General features: G+C 56.7%; 24 protein-coding genes. 5 read left to right on the forward strand and 19 right to left on the reverse strand.

The genetic code is table 11. The features are described 5' to 3' along the window. Positions 1 to 354: 354 nt before the first annotated feature. The 13 genes from ACQE3E_RS22735 to ACQE3E_RS22795 form a co-directional block, all read right to left on the reverse strand. A complete protein-coding gene (locus tag ACQE3E_RS22735) occupies positions 355 to 2,520 on the reverse strand; it encodes a zeta toxin family protein (RefSeq protein ID WP_427501109.1) in 2,166 nt (721 codons plus the stop codon). 179 nt (positions 2,521 to 2,699) lie between these two features. Beyond that, positions 2,700 to 3,518, reverse strand: a complete 819-nt coding sequence (locus ACQE3E_RS22740; RefSeq protein ID WP_426991813.1) for a hypothetical protein — start codon at positions 3,516 to 3,518, stop codon at positions 2,700 to 2,702. 506 nt (positions 3,519 to 4,024) lie between these two features. Next, entirely contained in the window at positions 4,025 to 4,276 is a 252-nt protein-coding gene (locus ACQE3E_RS22745) for a Sec-independent protein translocase subunit TatA (protein WP_427501111.1), read from the reverse strand. Positions 4,277 to 4,293: 17 nt separating this feature from the next. After that, the gene (locus tag ACQE3E_RS22750; RefSeq protein ID WP_427501112.1) at positions 4,294 to 5,190 is read right to left on the reverse strand and encodes a hypothetical protein; all 897 of its coding nucleotides are present in this window, start codon (positions 5,188 to 5,190) and stop codon (positions 4,294 to 4,296) included. A 14-nt stretch (positions 5,191 to 5,204) separates the two neighbouring features. After that, positions 5,205 to 5,825 (reverse strand): choice-of-anchor R domain-containing protein, encoded by a 621-nt coding sequence (locus tag ACQE3E_RS22755; protein ID WP_427501113.1) that lies wholly within the window; start codon positions 5,823 to 5,825, stop codon positions 5,205 to 5,207. A gap of 168 nt (positions 5,826 to 5,993) precedes the next feature. Then, on the reverse strand, positions 5,994 to 6,467 hold the full coding sequence (locus ACQE3E_RS22760; RefSeq protein WP_427501114.1) for an MEKHLA domain-containing protein: 474 nt from the start codon (positions 6,465 to 6,467) through the stop codon (positions 5,994 to 5,996). 2 nt (positions 6,468 to 6,469) lie between these two features. After that, a complete protein-coding gene (locus tag ACQE3E_RS22765) occupies positions 6,470 to 7,195 on the reverse strand; it encodes an RES family NAD+ phosphorylase (protein ID WP_427501115.1) in 726 nt (241 codons plus the stop codon). A 2-nt stretch (positions 7,196 to 7,197) separates the two neighbouring features. Next, positions 7,198 to 7,596, reverse strand: coding sequence for an MbcA/ParS/Xre antitoxin family protein (locus tag ACQE3E_RS22770; RefSeq protein WP_427501116.1), 399 nt, complete (start codon positions 7,594 to 7,596; stop codon positions 7,198 to 7,200). 344 nt (positions 7,597 to 7,940) lie between these two features. Further along, positions 7,941 to 8,210, reverse strand: a complete 270-nt coding sequence (locus ACQE3E_RS22775; RefSeq protein ID WP_427501117.1) for a DUF2442 domain-containing protein — start codon at positions 8,208 to 8,210, stop codon at positions 7,941 to 7,943. Continuing rightward, positions 8,170 to 8,409: a DUF4160 domain-containing protein gene (locus ACQE3E_RS22780; RefSeq protein ID WP_427501118.1), complete on the reverse strand. Its 240-nt coding sequence runs from the start codon at positions 8,407 to 8,409 to the stop codon at positions 8,170 to 8,172. The genes ACQE3E_RS22775 and ACQE3E_RS22780 overlap by 41 nt, the downstream gene beginning before the upstream one ends. 66 nt (positions 8,410 to 8,475) lie before the next feature. Then, positions 8,476 to 8,706, reverse strand: a complete 231-nt coding sequence (locus ACQE3E_RS22785) for a hypothetical protein (RefSeq protein WP_427501119.1) — start codon at positions 8,704 to 8,706, stop codon at positions 8,476 to 8,478. A gap of 135 nt (positions 8,707 to 8,841) precedes the next feature. Continuing rightward, entirely contained in the window at positions 8,842 to 10,128 is a 1,287-nt protein-coding gene (locus ACQE3E_RS22790; RefSeq protein WP_427501120.1) for a hypothetical protein, read from the reverse strand. Between the two features lie 520 nt (positions 10,129 to 10,648). Further along, positions 10,649 to 12,028: an L-serine ammonia-lyase gene (locus ACQE3E_RS22795; protein ID WP_427501121.1), complete on the reverse strand. Its 1,380-nt coding sequence runs from the start codon at positions 12,026 to 12,028 to the stop codon at positions 10,649 to 10,651. Positions 12,029 to 12,224: 196 nt separating this feature from the next. On the opposite strand from ACQE3E_RS22795, the gene ACQE3E_RS22800 reads away from it, so the two are divergent. From ACQE3E_RS22800 to ACQE3E_RS22820, 5 genes are all read left to right on the forward strand, one after another. Further along, on the forward strand, positions 12,225 to 12,878 hold the full coding sequence (locus ACQE3E_RS22800) for a transglutaminase-like domain-containing protein (RefSeq protein WP_071160790.1): 654 nt from the start codon (positions 12,225 to 12,227) through the stop codon (positions 12,876 to 12,878). Between the two features lie 44 nt (positions 12,879 to 12,922). Then, a complete protein-coding gene (locus ACQE3E_RS22805) occupies positions 12,923 to 13,579 on the forward strand; it encodes an FMN-binding negative transcriptional regulator (protein WP_313730958.1) in 657 nt (218 codons plus the stop codon). A 14-nt stretch (positions 13,580 to 13,593) separates the two neighbouring features. Continuing rightward, complete coding sequence (locus tag ACQE3E_RS22810) at positions 13,594 to 14,163, forward strand: class IV adenylate cyclase (RefSeq protein ID WP_313730957.1); 570 nt, start codon at positions 13,594 to 13,596, stop codon at positions 14,161 to 14,163. Further along, complete coding sequence (locus ACQE3E_RS22815) at positions 14,144 to 14,311, forward strand: hypothetical protein (RefSeq protein ID WP_313730956.1); 168 nt, start codon at positions 14,144 to 14,146, stop codon at positions 14,309 to 14,311. Before ACQE3E_RS22810 ends, ACQE3E_RS22815 begins: the two co-directional genes overlap by 20 nt. Positions 14,312 to 14,477: 166 nt before the next feature. After that, a complete protein-coding gene (locus tag ACQE3E_RS22820; protein WP_313730954.1) occupies positions 14,478 to 15,107 on the forward strand; it encodes a hypothetical protein in 630 nt (209 codons plus the stop codon). Positions 15,108 to 15,214: 107 nt separating this feature from the next. Here ACQE3E_RS22820 and ACQE3E_RS22825 read toward each other — a convergent pair whose 3' ends face one another. From ACQE3E_RS22825 to ACQE3E_RS22850, 6 genes are all read right to left on the reverse strand, one after another. Beyond that, positions 15,215 to 15,799 (reverse strand): NUDIX domain-containing protein, encoded by a 585-nt coding sequence (locus ACQE3E_RS22825; RefSeq protein WP_313730953.1) that lies wholly within the window; start codon positions 15,797 to 15,799, stop codon positions 15,215 to 15,217. A 133-nt stretch (positions 15,800 to 15,932) separates the two neighbouring features. Then, positions 15,933 to 16,214, reverse strand: coding sequence for a hypothetical protein (locus tag ACQE3E_RS22830; protein ID WP_313730952.1), 282 nt, complete (start codon positions 16,212 to 16,214; stop codon positions 15,933 to 15,935). 35 nt (positions 16,215 to 16,249) lie between these two features. Next, positions 16,250 to 16,567: a HigA family addiction module antitoxin gene (locus tag ACQE3E_RS22835; RefSeq protein ID WP_313730951.1), complete on the reverse strand. Its 318-nt coding sequence runs from the start codon at positions 16,565 to 16,567 to the stop codon at positions 16,250 to 16,252. A 9-nt stretch (positions 16,568 to 16,576) separates the two neighbouring features. Then, on the reverse strand, positions 16,577 to 16,834 hold the full coding sequence (locus ACQE3E_RS22840; RefSeq protein WP_427501662.1) for a type II toxin-antitoxin system RelE/ParE family toxin: 258 nt from the start codon (positions 16,832 to 16,834) through the stop codon (positions 16,577 to 16,579). Between the two features lie 153 nt (positions 16,835 to 16,987). Next, on the reverse strand, positions 16,988 to 17,866 hold the full coding sequence (locus ACQE3E_RS22845) for a 3'(2'),5'-bisphosphate nucleotidase CysQ family protein (protein WP_313730948.1): 879 nt from the start codon (positions 17,864 to 17,866) through the stop codon (positions 16,988 to 16,990). Continuing rightward, entirely contained in the window at positions 17,857 to 18,825 is a 969-nt protein-coding gene (locus ACQE3E_RS22850) for a phosphotransferase (protein ID WP_313730947.1), read from the reverse strand. The genes ACQE3E_RS22845 and ACQE3E_RS22850 overlap by 10 nt, the downstream gene beginning before the upstream one ends. Positions 18,826 to 18,879 lie beyond the last annotated feature (54 nt).

Raw genomic sequence — 18,879 nt, forward strand, 5'->3', positions numbered from 1 at the left:
TCCGTCGCCAGGGTCGCGCCACCGCCGGCCAGAAGCTGGCGCTAGAAAGCCATTGGGATAAGCCCGGTAGGGTACGCAGTGCGTACCCTAAATCTGATATGCAATTAGCATTTGACCGAACGTTATAGGCTCCGGACCAGATATACAGAAAGGAAGCCCAACAGTTCACTTCTAGCTTCTTACCTTTGATCGGCCGGTCGGTTTGGCGGCGGCAAACGCAAAGGCTTTCGCCTTGTGCGCAACTCTAAATGCCTTGCGAGGCAACCTGGGGGCGATAGTAAGCCTCAGGTAAAAGACCTCACTTAGGGCATTCTGCTCCGCGCCCCGTCCCGCGACCGCCCGGCCGGGTCCGGCTTATTCCACGCTGCCCTGCAAACGGGTGATCCAGGACTCCCTGGCCGCCGGATCGACGTGGAAGGCCAGCGCCGCCGGTTTGTGCAGCAGGCCGTCCTCGCCGGAAGCGTTGGGGTTGAGTTGGCGCTTTTGCACGAAATCGACCAGGCGGCGCAGGTGGTAGATCGCCAGCACTCGGTTGGTCTCGCTGCCGGCGTAGATCAGATAACCGACGTTGTCCTCGCTCAGCGCCGGATTGCGAGCGATCAGCGCATCCAGCGCGGCGTGGTCGGTGGCCAGATTTTTCAATACCGAGTCCGGCCGCCGCCGAATCAGTTCCCGCCAATGCTGGGCCAGGCTACCGTTGAGCTGGTGGCGTTGCAGCGCGCGGACTTCGTCGTCGCCGCACACGAAACTTTCGGCGACCAGATAATGGCGATCGCGCTCGCCGTCGTTGGCGAACAGCGACAGTTTATCCAGCGCCAAATCGGCCAAGGCCAATAAAAAGGCCTGCGGCGAGCGGATGTGCTTGTCTATCGTCACCACCCAGGGCAAGGCCCGGCCGGTGGTTTCGAAGCGAGCCGTAACGCTGCCGATCACCCCGGCTCGCGACAACTCCTGCTCGCGGCCGGCCGGCTTGACCAAAAACGCATCGACCGCAGCGATTTGAGTGCTGAAGCCGGCGGCATGATAGTGTTGGACGATCGTCGAGTAACGCGGCTGATAGGGGATGGCGGTGCCGTCGTAGAGGATGTTGATGCGCCGCAGCCGGGCTTGTTCGGCGACCAGATCGCGCAAGCGGTTGGCGAACGGTTCGACATAGACGTAGTCGTCGCTGTGGTGGTCGGCGGCGGTCAACAAGCGGTACAAGTCGCTGAGTTTGCGAAATTCGTCGAGCGAGGCGATCACGAAATTGTCGCCGCATTGGGCCTTGGCGATTTCCTCGACCGCGGTTTTGCCGGCGCCGGCCCCACCCATGCACATGAACAACGTCGGCCGCTCGACCGGGGTTTTGCCGGCGAAAATCGCCTCGAGGATAGACGATAAAATCCCGTCGATTTTGGTCAAGCGCTGATAAGCGATCTCCACGGTGCGCATCAAGCGGTTTTCGCCGTGGCTGGCGGCCAGCATCTTGTTTTTCAACGGCTCGTTGCCGGCCAGCGTAAACAAACTGGCCTGCTCGCCGGCGCATTGCTTCAACAAGTCCAACAGCTCGGCGTGGCTGGGCGGCCTTAGCGATGTCAGGATGTTGATGTCCAGGCAAAACAGCGGCGCCACGCCGTCGGCGCGGATTGGAATCGCGTCGATCTCGGTCTTGCCGGGCTGGCGCAAGTCCTCGGTACCCGGCAAATAGCCGAGAATGTACTCGGACACGCCGAGCGGATTGTCGACGAAATGCTGACCGGTGATGAATTCCTCGGCCCGGATACTGTGCAAGGGCACCAGACCGCCGGTCACGGTCACCAGGCATTTGACGCCGTCCGCCGTGGTATAGGACAAAAACGGCAAGCCTTGCAGAAAATACTTGTTCTCCGGCCACTTACCGTAGCGGTTGGCCTGATTGCTCAGGCTTTGGGTGCGCGCCGGGTCCAGCGCGTGCTCGAAAGCCCGACGCAACGCGGCGTGATCGGCGGCAGGATCGTGCAGGGCGCGAGCGTCGTCGCAGCTCAGTCGGCGAAAATCGATGCCCTGTTCGTAGACCGCCTTGAAGGCCGGTAAATTGCCGAGCGCGGTGATGAAAAAATCCAGCGTGATCCGGTTGCCGTAGCCGTAGGGCCGAATGCCGCGCAAGGCTTGATACAGCTTGGCCAGCCGGTCGGCAATATCGGCGCTGCACACCACGAAACCGTTGTTGTCGAACAAGGCGGTTTCGAGATTGTCGTCGCCGTCGAGCACCAGGCTTTCAATCGCGATCCGAAACCGCGTGCGGCAATCGGCTTCCGGCATCGTGCCCGGCCGGTGGTGTACCGTCACCTGTTCCTTCCAGTCGCTGAACATTTCCCGGTGTATCCGGGTGAACAGGCTGGTTAGATAGGTCACCCGCTTGGTTTGATCGTGCGACACCGTGGCTTCCAGCTCCTGAGCCAATTTGGCCTGCAAGCGCACGCCCTGCGCCACCGCCAACGCGGTCCGCAAGCGCTTGAGCTGCCGATAGGCCGGGATGTTTCGGCCGGGATTTGAATTCATGCGCTCCCCCAGTGCACCGCTCGTTCCCCGGTCTTTCCGGTTGGGCGGCTTTATCGTTATTATTATTTCGAGCCGACTCGCGGCGGGGGCATGATAGCGCGAGATGGGGTCGGGTAGCGATATGACCGGCGCTGCCGGCGCGAAATGCGCCGGCGGTTCGGTATTGGAACGGCTAAGAATCAGGATTCGGCCAAAGCCGTCCGGCTCAACTCGGCCAGCGTTTCACCGCGAGCGATCACCAGATGGACCGATGCGCTGACGAAGCGGGCGCCGGGGGCTATTTTCAGCATAAAGCGGTCGGCCGGATGATTGGCGATTTCGTCGACAAGCGCCATGCCGGCGTGGTCGTCGACCATGTCTTCGATCGGCTCGCCGTTCTTGGTCAAACCTGCCGGAAAAAACTGCGAAATCACGGTATGGATTTTGTCGATCGAGTGTTCGTCGAATACCAGTCGAGTCGCCCGGTCGAAACTGAACCGGCCATGCACGTAGTCGCGAATCCTCACCTGGATATGAGCGGTCTCCGGGTCGTGCCAGCCGGGATAGACGCTGAAAAACTTGGCCTCGCCGCAATGATCGGTTGCCTGGTAACCCCGCAAGAAGTCCTCGTCGGCCAGATTCGCTCCGCCCGGATTGGTCATCCCGGAATAATGGCCGTCGCCATCGCTATGCCACAGATCGACGCAGGCGCCCGGTAGCGGGGCGATGTTGCCATCGCCGTCGAGCTCGGAAATCGTCAACTTCAGCACTAACGGAAAGCCAGTGGCAGCCGTACCGGTTGCGCTGCTGACCCGGATATCGGCGCGAGGTTGGTCGTGTGTAACGCTATCGAGGCGAAACGGCCAGGCCGCCACGGTCGGCGCCAGCGTATGCTTGGTCAACACCGCCCGGTTAAGTCTACCGGAGGTGGCGGCGTCGCAGATCGCCATCGATCCCTTGACGGTCATGATTAAACTCTCCGGATAACCCGGCATTTTGGGGGTTTGAATATTGTTCATGGCAAATGTTGTCGGCGTAGTTGAGTGTGATGAATATCAAGCCATCGAACACGTCATTCCGGCCTACCCTCTAAAGAGAAAACCGGCGCTTTCGGCGACAGTCGCGCAATCTCAAAACAGCAAAAGCGAATGCGAAACTCAGCCGAAAGTCCAATCCTATGGCTGCGAACACTAGCGTTTTGACTGCCGCGAGTGAAGGTGCTTCGAACAAGTCGTTTTCTTTCCGAATTCGCCAAGCGCGTTACGAACGGAAAAGCGCTTTCCGTACGTGACAGCCTGCCGAAACACTTATTCGTGGCACCCTTAGCCTGGTCGAAGCCGGAACCGTTCGCTACTCGCCGCCGCTCGGCAGACGATTCCATAACTTTCGAACCAACCATTCGGATTGGAGGATGACGCGTCATCCCTGCATGGCGGCTGTGTCCGGTGCAAAGCGTGGGTCGAATATCTTTGCTGACCGCGGACAGGGTATAGCCGCTCATACCGTTATGTTAGTACGTTTAGGATTAGTTTAGTTCCTCTATTTTGTCGGATTCTTTTACAGCCTTGCGGAAGCCCTTGATCGCTTCGCCCAAATCAGCGCCGACCCCTTGCAATCGTTTAGTGCCAAACACCAACATAACAATCGCCAGCACCACCAACAAATGCGGTACGCTTAAGCCCATACTGCCTCCAAAAATAGGTAATCGATATCGCGAACGCGTCTTTGCGCCGCTCTGGAAAAAACCGCCGCGCGCATCCGGCGCACGGCGAGTCACGCTGGCTCAAGGCCGGACTAACCGCCGGGGCGTGTTGGCGGTGTGCCGGTGGGAGGTGTACCGGTAGGTGGCGTGCCGCCACCCGACGTGCTGCCGGAGGTATCGGCAACCGTCGGACAACTCAAGCTGGCCACACCCTCGCTGGTCGCAATGACCAAATTGATCGACGCAGTCACATAGTTGCCGTTGTTGGCCAAAGTCAGCATCAGATGGTCGCCGGAATCGCTGGTGATGCCGTCGGTGGCCGATTGATTGGAACCGCCGGTGAATACCGAGTCGGTTGCGTTGGCGGTATCTTTCAAACCGTGGGAAAGGTATTGGCTGATCGTAGTGTAGATCTGTTCGGTTAGCGATTCGTCGAAAAAAAACTGAGTCGCCTGATCGTAGACAGCAGTGCTGCCCGAGAAAGTACGGATGCGGACGTGGATGTGTGTAGTGCGCGAGGTGTACCAACCGGGATAAATGCTGATGAACTTCACTGCTCCGCGCGCATTGGTGATTTGATAGCCACGCAAATAATCCTCGGCGGTCAGGTCGGCAGCGCCCATATTGGTCTCGCCCGAATAGTTACCGTCGGCGTCGCAGTGCCAAATGTCGACGTAAGCGCCGTTGATCGGCGAAATCGTGCCGTTGGCGTTCAGTTTGGATACCGTGACCGTCAGAACCAGCGGGAAGCCGGCCGCAATCTTACCGGTTACGCTGCTGATGCGAATATCGGAGCGCAGCAAGTTGTTGGCAACGCTGTCCAGGCAAAACGGCCCTTCGGTAACGGTGGGCGCCAAGGAGTAGGCTGCCAGTGCCGAACGGCTGACGCCGCCCAGCATGGTGGCGGCGACCAAGCCGGCGGCACCCTTGGCGGTCATCAGCAACATATCCCGGCGAGCCGGCATTGTTAAGTCTTTTGAATTTTCCATAACTATGTCCTTAATCAAGCGCCAATAACGCCGCGGCGTGGGCCGCGAGCGAATCCGACAATCCCAGCCAGACCGGTCAACATCAACGGTAGCGACATCGGCACGGGTACCGCGGCCGGCGTCACGCTGACGCTCATCTGAAAGGGATAGCTGGTGGAGGACGACCAATAGCTGCCGTCCCACTCGGCCCAAGCATTGGCGCTGCCGTCGTCGGTAGCCTGGAAAGACCAGTCGGTAGCGCCGGTGACATTGCTTAGTACCACCCAATAGGTGGTGTTGGCGGTAAGGGAGAAATCGCCCGCCAAAAACGTCGTGGCTGCCAGACTGGACGAATAGGCACCGCTCAGCGTTAAGGTCGCCAGCGCTTGAGACGGCGCCGAATAAGCGTCGGAATAGAGGCTGACCGAAGTTCCCTGATCGAGACTGGAAATCAGCAAACTTATCGAATCCAGCAAGTAAGCCTGATTGTCGGTGCTAAAACTTTGCGCTTCCCAAGTACTACCGCTGACGGTTATTGTTCCGCCGGAATCGGCTGCCAAATTTTCGCCGAATCCAGAGGCCTGCACCGGCACCGCACCCGAAATCCAGAACGCGGCCGCAACCAGCAACACCCATGTCGTATTTGTTCCAACCATTTGATTATCCTATTATTTAATATTAAAAAATCCGCTTTTCCTTTATTGCGGACTGATAATAGGCGTATCAAAGGTTAATAGACGTAAACCGGCGTAAAATATTGTAAATCTTTATAAAACGCCCAATTTCAGGCCGGAGTCGCCAGGCGCGAGCCAATAACTCTTGAATCACGCCAGCCAGTCCCAGTCGCTGAAACACGCCGCCTGTCCGTAAGGCCGGCCGTCGCCGTCCAGCACGTTCCAAACCACCGCGCCGCGTATCATGAAACGCCGGCCGGATTTGGCGATGCGCACGCCGGCATAATCGTCGATATAGCCTTGCCGGGCGACTTTGGCCAGCAAGCGCTCGCGTTCCTCGCGATTGACCGGTTCGGCGGAAAACCGCGACGGCATGCCGACCAGTTCTTGCCAGGTCAATTCGAACAATCCCAAGGCTTTGCGGTTGGCGTAGTTGAACAGCGGATCGGGATCGGTGTTGTGCGACAGCAAGGCGAAGTCGGCTTCGTAAACCACCCGTCCAAAATCGTCGCCGACCGCGTCCAGCAACGGCTTGCCGAGCACGCGCCGATAGCTGTCCAGCACCCATTCGATGTGGTTTTGGTGATAACGATTGTCGGGGCCGGGCGGATGCAAATCGAGCATGATTAACGTTCCGATACGCTGGGGTTATTGACAGAAACGAGTTCTTTTTTGTACACGGCCTTGATGCGCTCGCCATCCCATACGTAGCAAAAATGCGCGCCCTGTTTGACCGGCGCCAGTAGCCTGGGCTTGAACACCGCGACGCAGTCGCCGCCGGGATTGCGGACGCTGGCATAGGCGAGGCCATTGCCGCAGGCGTCCCGCACTTGTTTTGCCAACCGCTGGGCGGCGGCGTAAGCACTGGTATCGGCGGCGTAGATTTCCGGCCACTCGGCCTGACGGCCGCGAATGTCGTGTAAGTCCGCATCCAAATCCGAGGCATAGCTACGCATGTCGATTTCGATCGGCGGTTGCCGGGTCGCGCTCAGAAAGCGAGCCCGGTGGAAACAGGTTTCGGCGATCGCGGTGTCCAGGTCGTAGGCGGCATAGTAAACGCCGTAGCTGCCGTCGCTAAACCGGCTGCCTTCCGGATTCAGATGGGTGAAAGCCGCCATGATCGGCGTCGTGCCGGGGCCGGCGATCCTGTCCTCCGGCGCCACCAGCCGAATGTCGCCGGCTTGCTCGCGCAGGCGGTCGTTGGTCAGGGCTTCGATCGCGAACACGATATCCAGATCGGCCGGCGCGGCCACCCGATCGAACAAACCGTCCGGCGGAAACCGGCTGGGCACCAGCCGCCAGCACGGCAGCCACGTGATCCGATTAACCGCGATCGTCGCCAGATCGATCACGGCTAGCCGCGCTGGCCGTCCAGATATTGACGGACCACGTACAAATCGGCCACCCGCCCGGACAACATGCGCTGCAAGGCCGATTGGCCGGCGAACGGCGCGGCCTGATTGGCTTGGTGCAGCCACTGATCGGCCGCCTCGGCGCGCGGCAGTAAAATCTGCAGGGCCTTGTAAATGCCGAAAATGTAAGACAAACGCTCCAGCTTGTCGGCGTTCAAACTGGCCGACTCCGGCTGCTTCTTCCACTTGAAGTAAGTACTGCGCGAATCCAGTCCCAACAACACCATCGCCTGTTCGACATTGAGCCGCCAGGCCTCGGCGATACTGAAAAAGGTCCGCAACGCCGCGCCGGCCACGGCCGCGCTGTCGGCGGATAAGGGATTTTGCGCTGGGACCAACATCAGCCCTCCCGGTTTCGAATAAACTTGAAGTGAAAATAAGTCTATTAATGGACTTTGTCAAGCCGCCTAACGAAAAGAGCAAGCGAAAATACCGAAGGCAGAGGGATTCCGTGGCCCGAATCGGAAACCACGATACCGTTTCCAAATACGGAGGGATGATCAAAAAGCGGCCATGCCGCGCGCTTTAACCAACGGCGGCAAACAAACCCTATGCCGTCAATGATTGGGTATTTCTGATACCGGATGTAGGGTACGCATCGCGTACCAGCGGCGGGCCATCATTGCAACGAAAGCCCAAAGGTACGCGGTGCGTACTCTACCAGGCTCAGCAGCGGAGCGTTGGGTTAAGTATTGAGTTTACTTACCAGCGGAAATTTCTCAGGATAGCGAATCGATTCGACAGCCAAGTCCACATCTAACTCAGGCCAATATAAATGATTCGATGAAGGAAGCTCGACATTAAGAATACTCCCGACCGAAGCCTTTTGAAACCAAGGAAAGTCGGAGAACGGAAGAAACAATTCTTCGTCCTCTAGCAATAGCCAGAAACCATGTTTAGATATATTGGTTACTTCAACTCGGGAAGTGTTTAAGCCAGGCCTTGCGGATTTCATTTTCGTGCTCCTGAATTAAGCGAAGTGCTTCGTCGATTTCGTGCCGGGAAAGCCCAATGTGTTGTGCAAGTTCGATTTCGGGTATGAGCCAAAATTGTGCTTCTCCATTTTGGCTCTGGACATGGACGTGCATTCTCGGTTCCTCACGCGAGAAGAAATAAAACCGGAAGCCGCTTTCTCGAAAAACAGTTGGACTCATTTTCTAAACAATATCCTTGATATGTGCTGATCGCGAATGTATAACGCAAAACTCAGCAGCGGAGCGTTAGCGGAGTCCTCTGGAGCGTTGAGTTAGGCTGGCCGAATGCTTGGCTATTTCAATTAAATAACGCAGTGCTTCATTTACAGCATCGGCGTTGGGAAACGCTGCAATCACATCGGGTTCTAAACGAACCGTGTCGTAAAATTTTTTGCGGCCCGGCCCCAATTTTCTGACCTGTAAATTTTGCAAATTGTATTCAGGCCACAACTCATCTTCTATTTCATTCTTGCTCATAAGATTTCCGCTTCGATAGCCAAAAGGTACGCGGTGCGTACCCTAACAGGCTTGTTGGCTCCACAGTATCCACCAGACAATCCATCTTATGCATTAAACAGACGATTTCCAGGGATTTGCAAAACCCATCCGCCTTCACGTTTGAATATTGGGTTGCTGACGCCTAAATCTACTGTCTTTTTTCCACACCTTGGTTATAGGTGTCAAATTATTAGGAATTTCATGTGAAATTTGCTTTTCAGCAAAAAAAATCTGGCCTTCTTTACGAAAAAATGGGATTTGAACAACTATACATTCCCCTATTTCTGATACGCCAGAAATGAGTAATACTTCTCCTTTATTTGGAATAAGACTGGGATCACCATACCTAATTTTGTCATCTAAAGAATAAACCCATGCTTCACCAATCGATATCAATTCTTTAACACCTTTGCGCCGCACTTTTTTTGCAATTTTATGCCAAAATACGTATTTATCACCCTGATCTTGAAACTCCGTTGTAACTAATTCAATCGCCCCTGACCTGCAAAACAATACGACTAATTTTATGTGATATTTATCAATTTGAAGCATTTGTTTAGCAATGCCAGAAAAAGCATCTACTTTTTCTGAGAACGAAATTGATTTTGGTATCTTAGAAAAAAGTTGTTTAAATCCATTATGTTCATATCTTTCTTTTGCAACCTCAACATCACTTAAGTCGAATTCATTTGAATCTTCGTTAAAATCATATTGTTCAAGATTCGGCAATTTGAACCACGCAACTCGATAATCCTCAAACTGCTTCATACACTCTGGCGAATGTTCCTCTATTAAGCCTTTAATAGTTTCATGATCAATTTTATCTGATTTTTTATCAAATTCTGGATAAATAGAGCTAGCACCTTTACGTTCATCAACATCATTAATCAACATCGTTAATACAGTAGCAACGTGGGCTAAAGCACTAAGTAATTCAATTTCTAATCCTTCGACTTTCCATTGCCTTTCAAGCCGGATGAAACCATCGGTTTTATGTTGCTCAGGAACGACAGGTAACAGTGCGGTAGCAACCTGAGACATATCTGCCATTATATCTACGGAAATACCAAAAATTGGCTCCATTAGATAGTTATTATGTATTGAAGCATGAGCTACGCTATGAATAGCTAAGTCTTCCTGCTTCACAATAGTATTCCTTGCGTCAACGCACCAGCGCATGATGGGGTCTTTTTTCATAGCGGTTTGCCAACTATGAACATACCATGAATCAAAGTTTGAAATTTCTGACTTTTGGTTTTGTAAAACCCAAGTGACATTTCTACTTGCTTGTATGCAGGCATTTAAATTAATAACAAATTCATCTACATCCTGATATGAATTAGCAGCCTTGTGCCAAAAGGATAAAACTTCTTGAAGTCTTTTTTTCGCCTTGATGTCCATGTTTACATAAAGCCTAACTAGCTATTAGAAAGTTCGGTATATCCACCAAAAACTGATCTTCCAGGCGGTAATTTATTGATCTGAATTTCAGCTCGCAGGATGGGTAGAGGCGCTAGCCGAAACCCATCAAAAACACCATCGATTACGCCAAATCCAATTCAGGATATATGCCGCCTGCTCAATTTTCCGGGAGAATGCCGGGTTTGACGAAATCATGAAATCATGAATATCGCCAATCGGCAACAAAACTGACATAGCCGTGTTTTACTGGATTGTCATGAATATAGTCAACATGCTTGATAAAGTCGTCCTCGTTTCTAATTCGATGCTCCCAAAACCATCTTTGCCATTTGTCCCTTTGGGTAAGCCTCGATTGATGGGTTTCGCTTCGCTCTACCCATCCTACTGTCGACAATCGGCTCACTCCCGGTCATTGGATAAGCCCTATCGGTCGATTGCGAGCATTCACCACCCACTATTCCGACGCAAGAGGCCGTGAGTAATACCGCGCGCCTCCTCATCAGCACTCGATCAAATTCACCGCCAAGCCGCCGCGCGAGGTTTCCTTGTATTTGGTTTTCATGTCGGCGCCGGTTTCGCGCATGGTTTTGATGACCTTGTCCAGCGACACGAAATGTTTGCCGTCGCCGCGTAGCGCGATCCGCGCGGCGTTGATGGCCTTGACCGAGCCCATCGCGTTGCGTTCGATGCAAGGCACTTGCACCAGGCCGCCGACCGGATCGCAGGTTAGGCCCAGATTGTGTTCCATGCCGATTTCGGCGGCGTTTTCGACTTGCTCCGGCGTGCCGCCCAGTACCTCGGCCAAGGCGCCGGCCGCCATCGAACAGGCCACGCCGATCTCGCCCTGGCAACCGACTTCGGCACCGGACAGCGAAGCGTTTTCCTTGTACAAAATCGCGATGGCCGCCGCCGTCAACAGGAAGCGGATCACGCCGTCTTCGCTGGCGTCCGGGCAAAACCGCCAGTAATAATGCAGCACCGCCGGGATGATGCCGGCCGCGCCGTTGGTCGGCGCGGTGACGACCCGGCCGCCGGCGGCGTTCTCCTCGCTAACCGCCAACGCGAATAGATTGACCCATTCCATCGTGCCGACCGGTAGGTTCGGCGTCTGGCTGGGAATTTCGCCGGTCAATTGCCGGTGCAGATTGGCGGCGCGGCGTTTGACCTTCATACCGCCCGGCAAAATGCCTTCCTCGTGCAAGCCGCGTTCGACGCAGGCCTGCATCACGTGCCAGATGTTCAGCAATTTAGCGCGGATTTGCTCCTCGCTTTGCCAGGCTTTTTCGTTGCTCAGCATCAGCTCGCTGATCGGCTTGCGGTGGGTGTGGCATAGCTTTAGCAGCGCGGCGCCGGTGCGAAACGGGTAGGGCAAGCGGGTATCGTCGTGGGTCAGTTGGTCCAGCGCCGCCGCCGCATCGGTCACGACGAAGCCGCCGCCGACCGAATAAAAATCCGCTTGCGCCAATTCGGCGGCGTCCGCGTCGAACACGCTGAAACGCATGCCGTTGGCGTGATAGGGCAGCGCCTTGCGGTGAAACAGCAAGTCGGCTTTTTCGTTAAACGGCAACGGATAACGTTGCAGCAGGTTCAACAGGCCGGTATCGCGGATTGCCGCCAAGCGGGTCGGGATAATCGCCGGATCGATCAAGTCCGGCGCTTCGCCTTCCAGGCCCAGCATCACCGCCTTGTCGCTGCCGTGCCCCTTGCCGGTGGCGCCCAACGAGCCGAACAGCTCGATTTTGACCCGGCTGATTGCCGGGGCGATACCGCGTTGCTCCATGTTGGCGGCGAAAGTCATCGCCGCCCGCATCGGTCCGACGGTATGCGAACTGGACGGGCCGATGCCGATTTTAAAAATGTCGAAAACGCTGATTGCCATGAAGGTTGCCCGAAATTCGAAAGGAATATCGGCAGTTTACCAATTGCAGCGCAAAACGCCGCGTCGATCGGCATTCTGGGCGGCACCCGGCCGGCAAACGGCGGCGAACGGTTTCTCGCTTAGCCGCGAACATCGCACAGACCCCAGACGAATGCGATAATCGTGCCCACCCTTTGCCAAGCATTCGAAGTCCGCGATGACCAACCCAACCGACCCCGCAGCCTTCCTGGCCGCCAGCGAATACATCGACTGGCGGCATCCGGCCGTTTTGGCCCAAGCCGCCGTTTTGGCGGCCGGCGCGGGCGGCGACGAAGACATCGCCAAACGCTGCTTCGAATTCGTCCGCGACCGCATCCAACACAGTTGGGATTACCGCAAAAACCCGGTGACCTGCCGCGCCTCCGAGGTTTTAAGCCACGCCACCGGCTATTGTTACGCCAAGAGCCATTTGCTGGCAGCGTTGCTGCGCGCCAACCGAATTCCGGCCGGCTTGTGCTACCAGCGCCTATCTATAGACGGCGACATTCCGCCGTATTGTCTGCACGGCTTGAACGCGGTGTATTTGACCGACCACGGTTGGTACCGGCTCGACGCGCGCGGCAACAAAGCCGGCGTCGCCGCCGAGTTTTGCCCGCCGACCGAACGCTTGGCCTTCGTACCGCGCGCGCCGGGCGAAACCGACATCGCCGGCATTTGGGCCGAACCGTTGCCGTCGGTAATCCGGGCCTTGACCGCGCACGCCGACATCGAACAGGTTTACCGCCATTTACCCGATTTCGAGCCTGGCGATCTTGGCCCGGCCTTGCTCCCGTTCCACGGCCAACGCAATGGCGCGCATCAAGTGCCATAGCCCGGCTTCCCAACGCATCCTCCCAACCATCGCCGCTGAGCCCCATGTACAGTCCCGAACAGTTCGCCGAACCCCGCATAGAAGTCATGCAAGACCTAATCCGCCAATATCCGTTGGCGACACTGGTGACGCTGGCCGGCGACGGTCTGAACGCCAACCACATTCCGCTGCATTTATGCGGCGACGACGGCTCGGCTTACGGCTGCTTGCGCGGTCACGTCGCCAGAGCCAACCCGCTGTGGCGCGCCGACGAGTCGTCCACGGAACTACTGGCGATTTTCCAAGCCCCGAATGCCTATATTTCGCCAAGCTGGTACGCCAGCAAACGCGAAACCGGCCGGGTGGTGCCGACTTGGAATTACGCCGCCGTCCACGCCTACGGCCGTTTGCGAGCCTTGGACGATCCGGTCTGGATACGCGAACAAATCGCCGCTATGACGGCGGCACAGGAGGCGGCGTTCGCCGAGCCTTGGGCCGTCGCCGACGCCCCGGCGGATTTTACCGAGCGCCTGCTGACCCAAATCGTCGGCATCGAAATCCGGATAACGCGCTTGCTGGGCAAATGGAAAGTCAGTCAAAATCAACCGGCGGCGAACCGGAGCAGCGTGATCGCCGGCTTACGGGAAGCCGGGCACGACGACATGGCCGACTTGGTTGCGGAACGCTCCGAATCCGCCGCCCGCAACCCACCCGAAACTTGAACGACGGACCTCATATGGCCAGAAATATCGAAATCAAAGCCCGAATCGCCAGCGTCGCCGCGCTGCTGCCGCTGGTCGCCGGTATCGCCGATCAGGGACCGTTCACGCTGACACAGGACGACACCTTTTTTCAGTGTCCGAACGGCCGCCTCAAGTTGCGGGCGTTTTCCGACAACAGCGGCGAACTGATTTTCTACCAGCGTCCGGATCAAGCCGGACCGAAAACTTCGTTTTATCGAATCTCGCCCACCGACGCGCCGGCCAGCCTGCGCGACGCGCTGACGCTGGCCTACGGCACCATCGGCCGGGTCCGCAAGCAACGCACCTTGTTCTTGGTCGGCCGCACCCGCATCCATTTGGATCAGGTCGAAGGCTTGGGCGATTTTCTGGAGTTGGAAGTGGTGTTGAACGACGCCGAAAGCGAAGCCGCCGGCCGAGCGGTCGCCGACGGCTTGATCGCGGCGTTGGACATACGCCCGGAACAGTTGCTGGCCACCGCTTACCTGGATTTGCTAGCCGAGGCTAGGCCTTCCGAGGATTCGGTAGCAAACTCGAATCGCGACGATGAAACGCCATCTGCTTAGCGCCGCGCTGCTGCTGACCGCGCTAGCCTGCTATTGGGCCGGCTATGCCGGCGCCGGCACGATAGCCTTCGCGGTCGGCGGCGTTTTCGAGGCCGGGTTTTGGTACCGGATTTTGTTCGGGCCGATGGCGGACAAAGAAAAAGAGTAGGCGATTATCTTAGGCAGGGATGGACATTAGCCGGTTTTGATCTAACTTCAGATGTCGGAAATCGGAAATCGCAAGCCGAATCGACCATTACCCAAACGGCGGCGCGCGAACCGCCGTCGCCCCTCCACACCCGCCAATCCAACCAGCCTATCGCCTAGGAGGCATCATGCCATCGAAAACTCTCCCCCAACAAAACGGCAATTCTTGCGCGGCGCATTGCACGGTCATTGCGATCGCCGAACTTTCTAACAATCAGCTGTGTTTGGACCAGACATTTGCCGAAAAAACCGTCTGGCCGGCCATCCAATTCGTATCCACGGGCGGTTTGGCGCCCGGAATCGACCAGCTCGCCGCCGCCAAAAATAGCGACCCGCGCAAAATCATCACCGAAACCGACAAAATCTCGAACAAGACGGTAAAGGCCGAGTTGGTTTGCGACGATAGCCAAAAGACCGGCGCGCTGGTTTACGTAACCGACCTCGCAACAAAACAAGGGCTGGGTTCGCTGTTTAATTTGATTAAAGGCGGCGGGACAAGCACCAGCCTTACGCTAACCGACGGCGTTTTCTATAACGCCAGCTACTTGATGTTTAACGGCGCCAAAGCAGCCACCGGCACCTTTACCGGTATGCACAATATCTTGGTGACCCGCGAAGGCGGCAAGGATTACTACTACAACCCCAACGAAAACAAACCCGGCTGGAGTTTAACTTCGGATTGGAAAGTACTCGACAACCAAAACGGCGGAAACCACAGCTACGTGTTCACGGGCGTTTGCGTGGAGATGAAAAAGTAGGGCAAGTTGACGATCAAAAAAAGGATTTCGCGCTGAGTATGAAACACGTCCTTCCGGGAGAGGCTTTAACTGCGATTACCGGTGTGTCGGCCGGATAATACCTAGGCTCAACGGTCGGTCGGGCACTCCGCCGCCGATGGCAATAGCCCGTCCGTTTTGGCTTGGCGCAATGCCTTGAGCGAGTTCGGCCAAAAATAAATTTCGTCGACCGGGCCGTCGTAGACCGAAACCCGCAGATCGTCGGCACTCGAGTCCAAAGCCTCACCGAATTCGTGGTCGCTTACCCAGACCCATTGCTTGCGCTCGACGTGCAAGCATTCTCGCTGCATCGCCAGCACGTTGGCCGGCACGAACGGCACTTTCGCGACGAAGGTTAGAAACGCTGAGTCCGGCGACCGGGACGGCCCGCGGATATTCGCATCGGTAAGCGCCGCCAATCGATAGACGCAGTTCGACTCCTCGAAAAACTCCCTGGCGGCCGTCTCAATTGGCGATTCGCTACCTTCCCGCGTGCCGCCGAAATGCGCCCAACCTTGCCGTCCCGGCGCGTCGTCGAACGCCAACAGATGAAGAATCTGCCCATTCCGGCACGCATACGCCGCAATGCCGGCCGGCGGCCCCGGTTCGGCAACGGATGAGCCGACGAGAAACCATAAAAATAAGGCAATAGGCACCGAAAGAATGAAGCGCATGGTTCGAACTCCCCGAAGGCAATGTATCGATCGGCCAATACTATACGGCGACTTCTCGATGGCAAATAGCGATTTTCCGCCGCGTTAAAAATTCGCGACCGGCTGGTGTCCATGGCAATTGCCGAGTTATACGTCATAAGCTTTCGAACCATGCCGTATCAATGCTGACGCGTTCCACGAGTTCCGTTTTTACCCCGAGCGCCAACTCTTTCAATTTCTCCGCTAACTCGTCGCCATCAACCAGATCGATTGGCGGCGCACCATCTCTGGTGACTTCTTTTACGGGGAAACGTGAAAACTCATGAAACCATGGATACGGGCAATGCCTTCGCTTCAATTCCGCAATCCAGACGGCACGAACGAATCGAAGCTTGCCATCATCCGTGGCACTGGATGCCCGTTTCCCGGCGGGCATGACGGCGTTGCTTAAATCCGAAAACCTTATTTCAGTCAGGCGCTTTTCTTGAAATGATGAAAATCCTGAATGCTATCTAACTCAGCCTGTTCAAATTGCTGGGTTTGATAAAGATCCCAACGAATTTGTATATTCAGCCAAAAATCGGCGGACATGCCAAAAAAACGGGCGAGCCGTAAAGCAAGGCTGGAGTTAACGCTATCATTTTGCTGAATCAAATCCTCGATTTTTTGCAGAGGCACATGAATCGCTTCGGCCAATTGCTGACCCGTGAATTGCATCGGCTTTAAAAACTCTTCTTCCAACATTTCGCCCGGATGAGTGGGTTTTCTATGGGTTGGTATGCGTACCATGGGTCACCTCTAGTGGTAATCGACGATTTCGACCTCGTCCGGCCCTGACTCCGACCACTTGAAACAAATTCTAAACTGATCGTTAATGCGAATACTGTATTGCCCTTTTCTGTCCCCCGATAACGCTTCAAGACGATTCCCCGGCGGAACCCTTAATTCCTCCAGAAAAATGGCCGAATCCAACTGATCGAGCTTTCTAGCGACGATTCGCCAAATGGCTTGCGGGCAAGCTTTTCTGGCGATCGCCGAAGATACGCCGTTGAAAATATCTTCGGTAGCCTAATCTTTGAATGCAACGATCATGAACACAGCTTAACAAGCATCGTTTAGTCCATTCGCCAATGGATTCCCGGTAAACTCATCCGAAGCTTGGGGCGGCGAGCCTTACCTCATTCGAATCGTAGCACGGCCTCGCCCGTTTTAACCAGATAAACGCCGATACAACGCCAGCATCCGCTCCGCGATCCCGCCGTCGCTGCAATACAACACGCCGCAATGGTTTAGATAAGTCGAGCCTTCCGGATTCAAGGCCAGCGGCCGGCCGCGCATGTCGCTAAACGGCGCGCCGGCTTCGCGAAACAGGCAGGCGGTGGCGGCATAGTCCCAGATGCTGCCGCCGCCGACTTGGGGTTTGGGGTATTTGAAGTAGCAAGCCGGGGTTTGCAGCGCCAGGCAGGCGTTCAGGGCCGCGCCGCCTTGCAGTTTCAATTCGGTCTTTGCGTAGCCCAGTTCGGCGGCGATGCGCTCGAGCTCGGGCAAGGTCGCGGCGTAAAGCGGGTCGTCGGCGAAGCTTTTATCGGTGACGAAGGTCAGGATCGGGCTGCTCGGACGCGCCGGCAACCGTTGCCGATTGCGCCAAGCGCCCCGGCCGGCAACGGCGCTATACAAGGTTTGGCTCAACGGGTCGTAGACCACGCCGATCGCCGGCGTGCCGTCGCGAGCCACCAGCGCGATGGCCACCGAATAGCCCGGCACGCCTTCGATAAACGGCAAGGTGCCGTCCAGCGGGTCTATGCACCAGAAATAATCCCGGTCCAGCCGCGCCCTATCGTCCGGGCTTTCCTCGGACAACAGCGCCAAGTCGTAATGCGCGCAGGTCGGCAGCAACACTTGCAAAATCACATCCTGGCTGAGATGGTCGACTTCGGTGACCACTTGCGCGGCCAGGCTGGCGCCACCGGCCTTGGTGTTGACCGCTACCTCGCGCGCGGCGTGGCGGGCGATCAGTTGGCCGGCCTGGTAGGCGGCCGAGATCGCGGCTTGGCCGAGCAGGTGCAAGTCCAGGTCGCTCAATCGCATTGGACCTCCTTCAGTTGGGTTATCACTTGCCGCGCCAGCCGTTCGCTGTAGCTGTCGCGCGGCCAATGGCCTGGACTCCAGCCTTTTAAAAAGCGGTGAAAATCGGTCCAGGCCAGCGGATACAAGGCCCGCCAGTCGCGTTCCAGCGCGTCGGCATCGATATCCGGGCGCTTGACGCTTAAGGCCCGGCGCAGTTCGGCGAAATACACCGCCAACAATTCGGCCTCGCGCCGTTCGCATTCCGGCAAGGGCAAGCAACTGTCGATGAAATAGGCCACGTCCTTGACGCCGGGCCCGCCGCCGACGTATTGAAAATCCACCGCCGCGACTGGGCCGCACTCGGCGAAGCAAAAGTTGTCCAGCTTGGCATCGCCGTGGACCAGGGTTTGAAACGGGCTGGCGCTCAGCGCCCGGTCGATCGCGGCGGCGGCCTGTTGTAACGGCGGATCGTTCAACGCCTGCAACTCGTCGGGCCGGGTCGCCAGATGCCAGTAAGTGCCGGTCGGCCACAAGCCCTCCGGCTTATCGCCAAGAAAAGTCGCGTGAAAATTCGCCAGCCAGGCCAAACAGGCGCTTAAATCGTCCTCCGTAATCCGCGAGCGGCGCCGGCCGAAACCGGCGGCATCCAGGTCTTCCAGGATCAGCACCACTTCGTCGCCGAACCTGGCCGAAGCCAAGCTCGCCGGCACCCGGCAAGCATGATCGCAACGCGAACTCCAATCGCTATACCAGACGGTTTCGACTTGATAGGAGCGCAATTTGCGCCGGTGCGAGAGGTCGCCGTGCCCGATGCGCGGCGGCTTGACGTGCTTGACCACGACGCCGGCGCGGTCGGCGCCGTGCAAGCGGTAGCGGACGATCCGGCCGTAGCCGCTCCACAGCCGTTGCACGACTTGGTGCGGCTCGGTCTGGACGGCGCCGGTGGCTTGGCAAATCAGGGCGGCGATGTCGGGCGGCATAAGCAGTCGGGCTGAGAAAATCGTCATTATACAAAGCGGCGATCTGGGTTAAGG

It is taken from the genome of Methylomonas sp. MED-D (genome assembly GCF_050276835.1).
Classification (GTDB): Bacteria; Pseudomonadota; Gammaproteobacteria; order Methylococcales; family Methylomonadaceae; genus Methylomonas; species Methylomonas koyamae_A.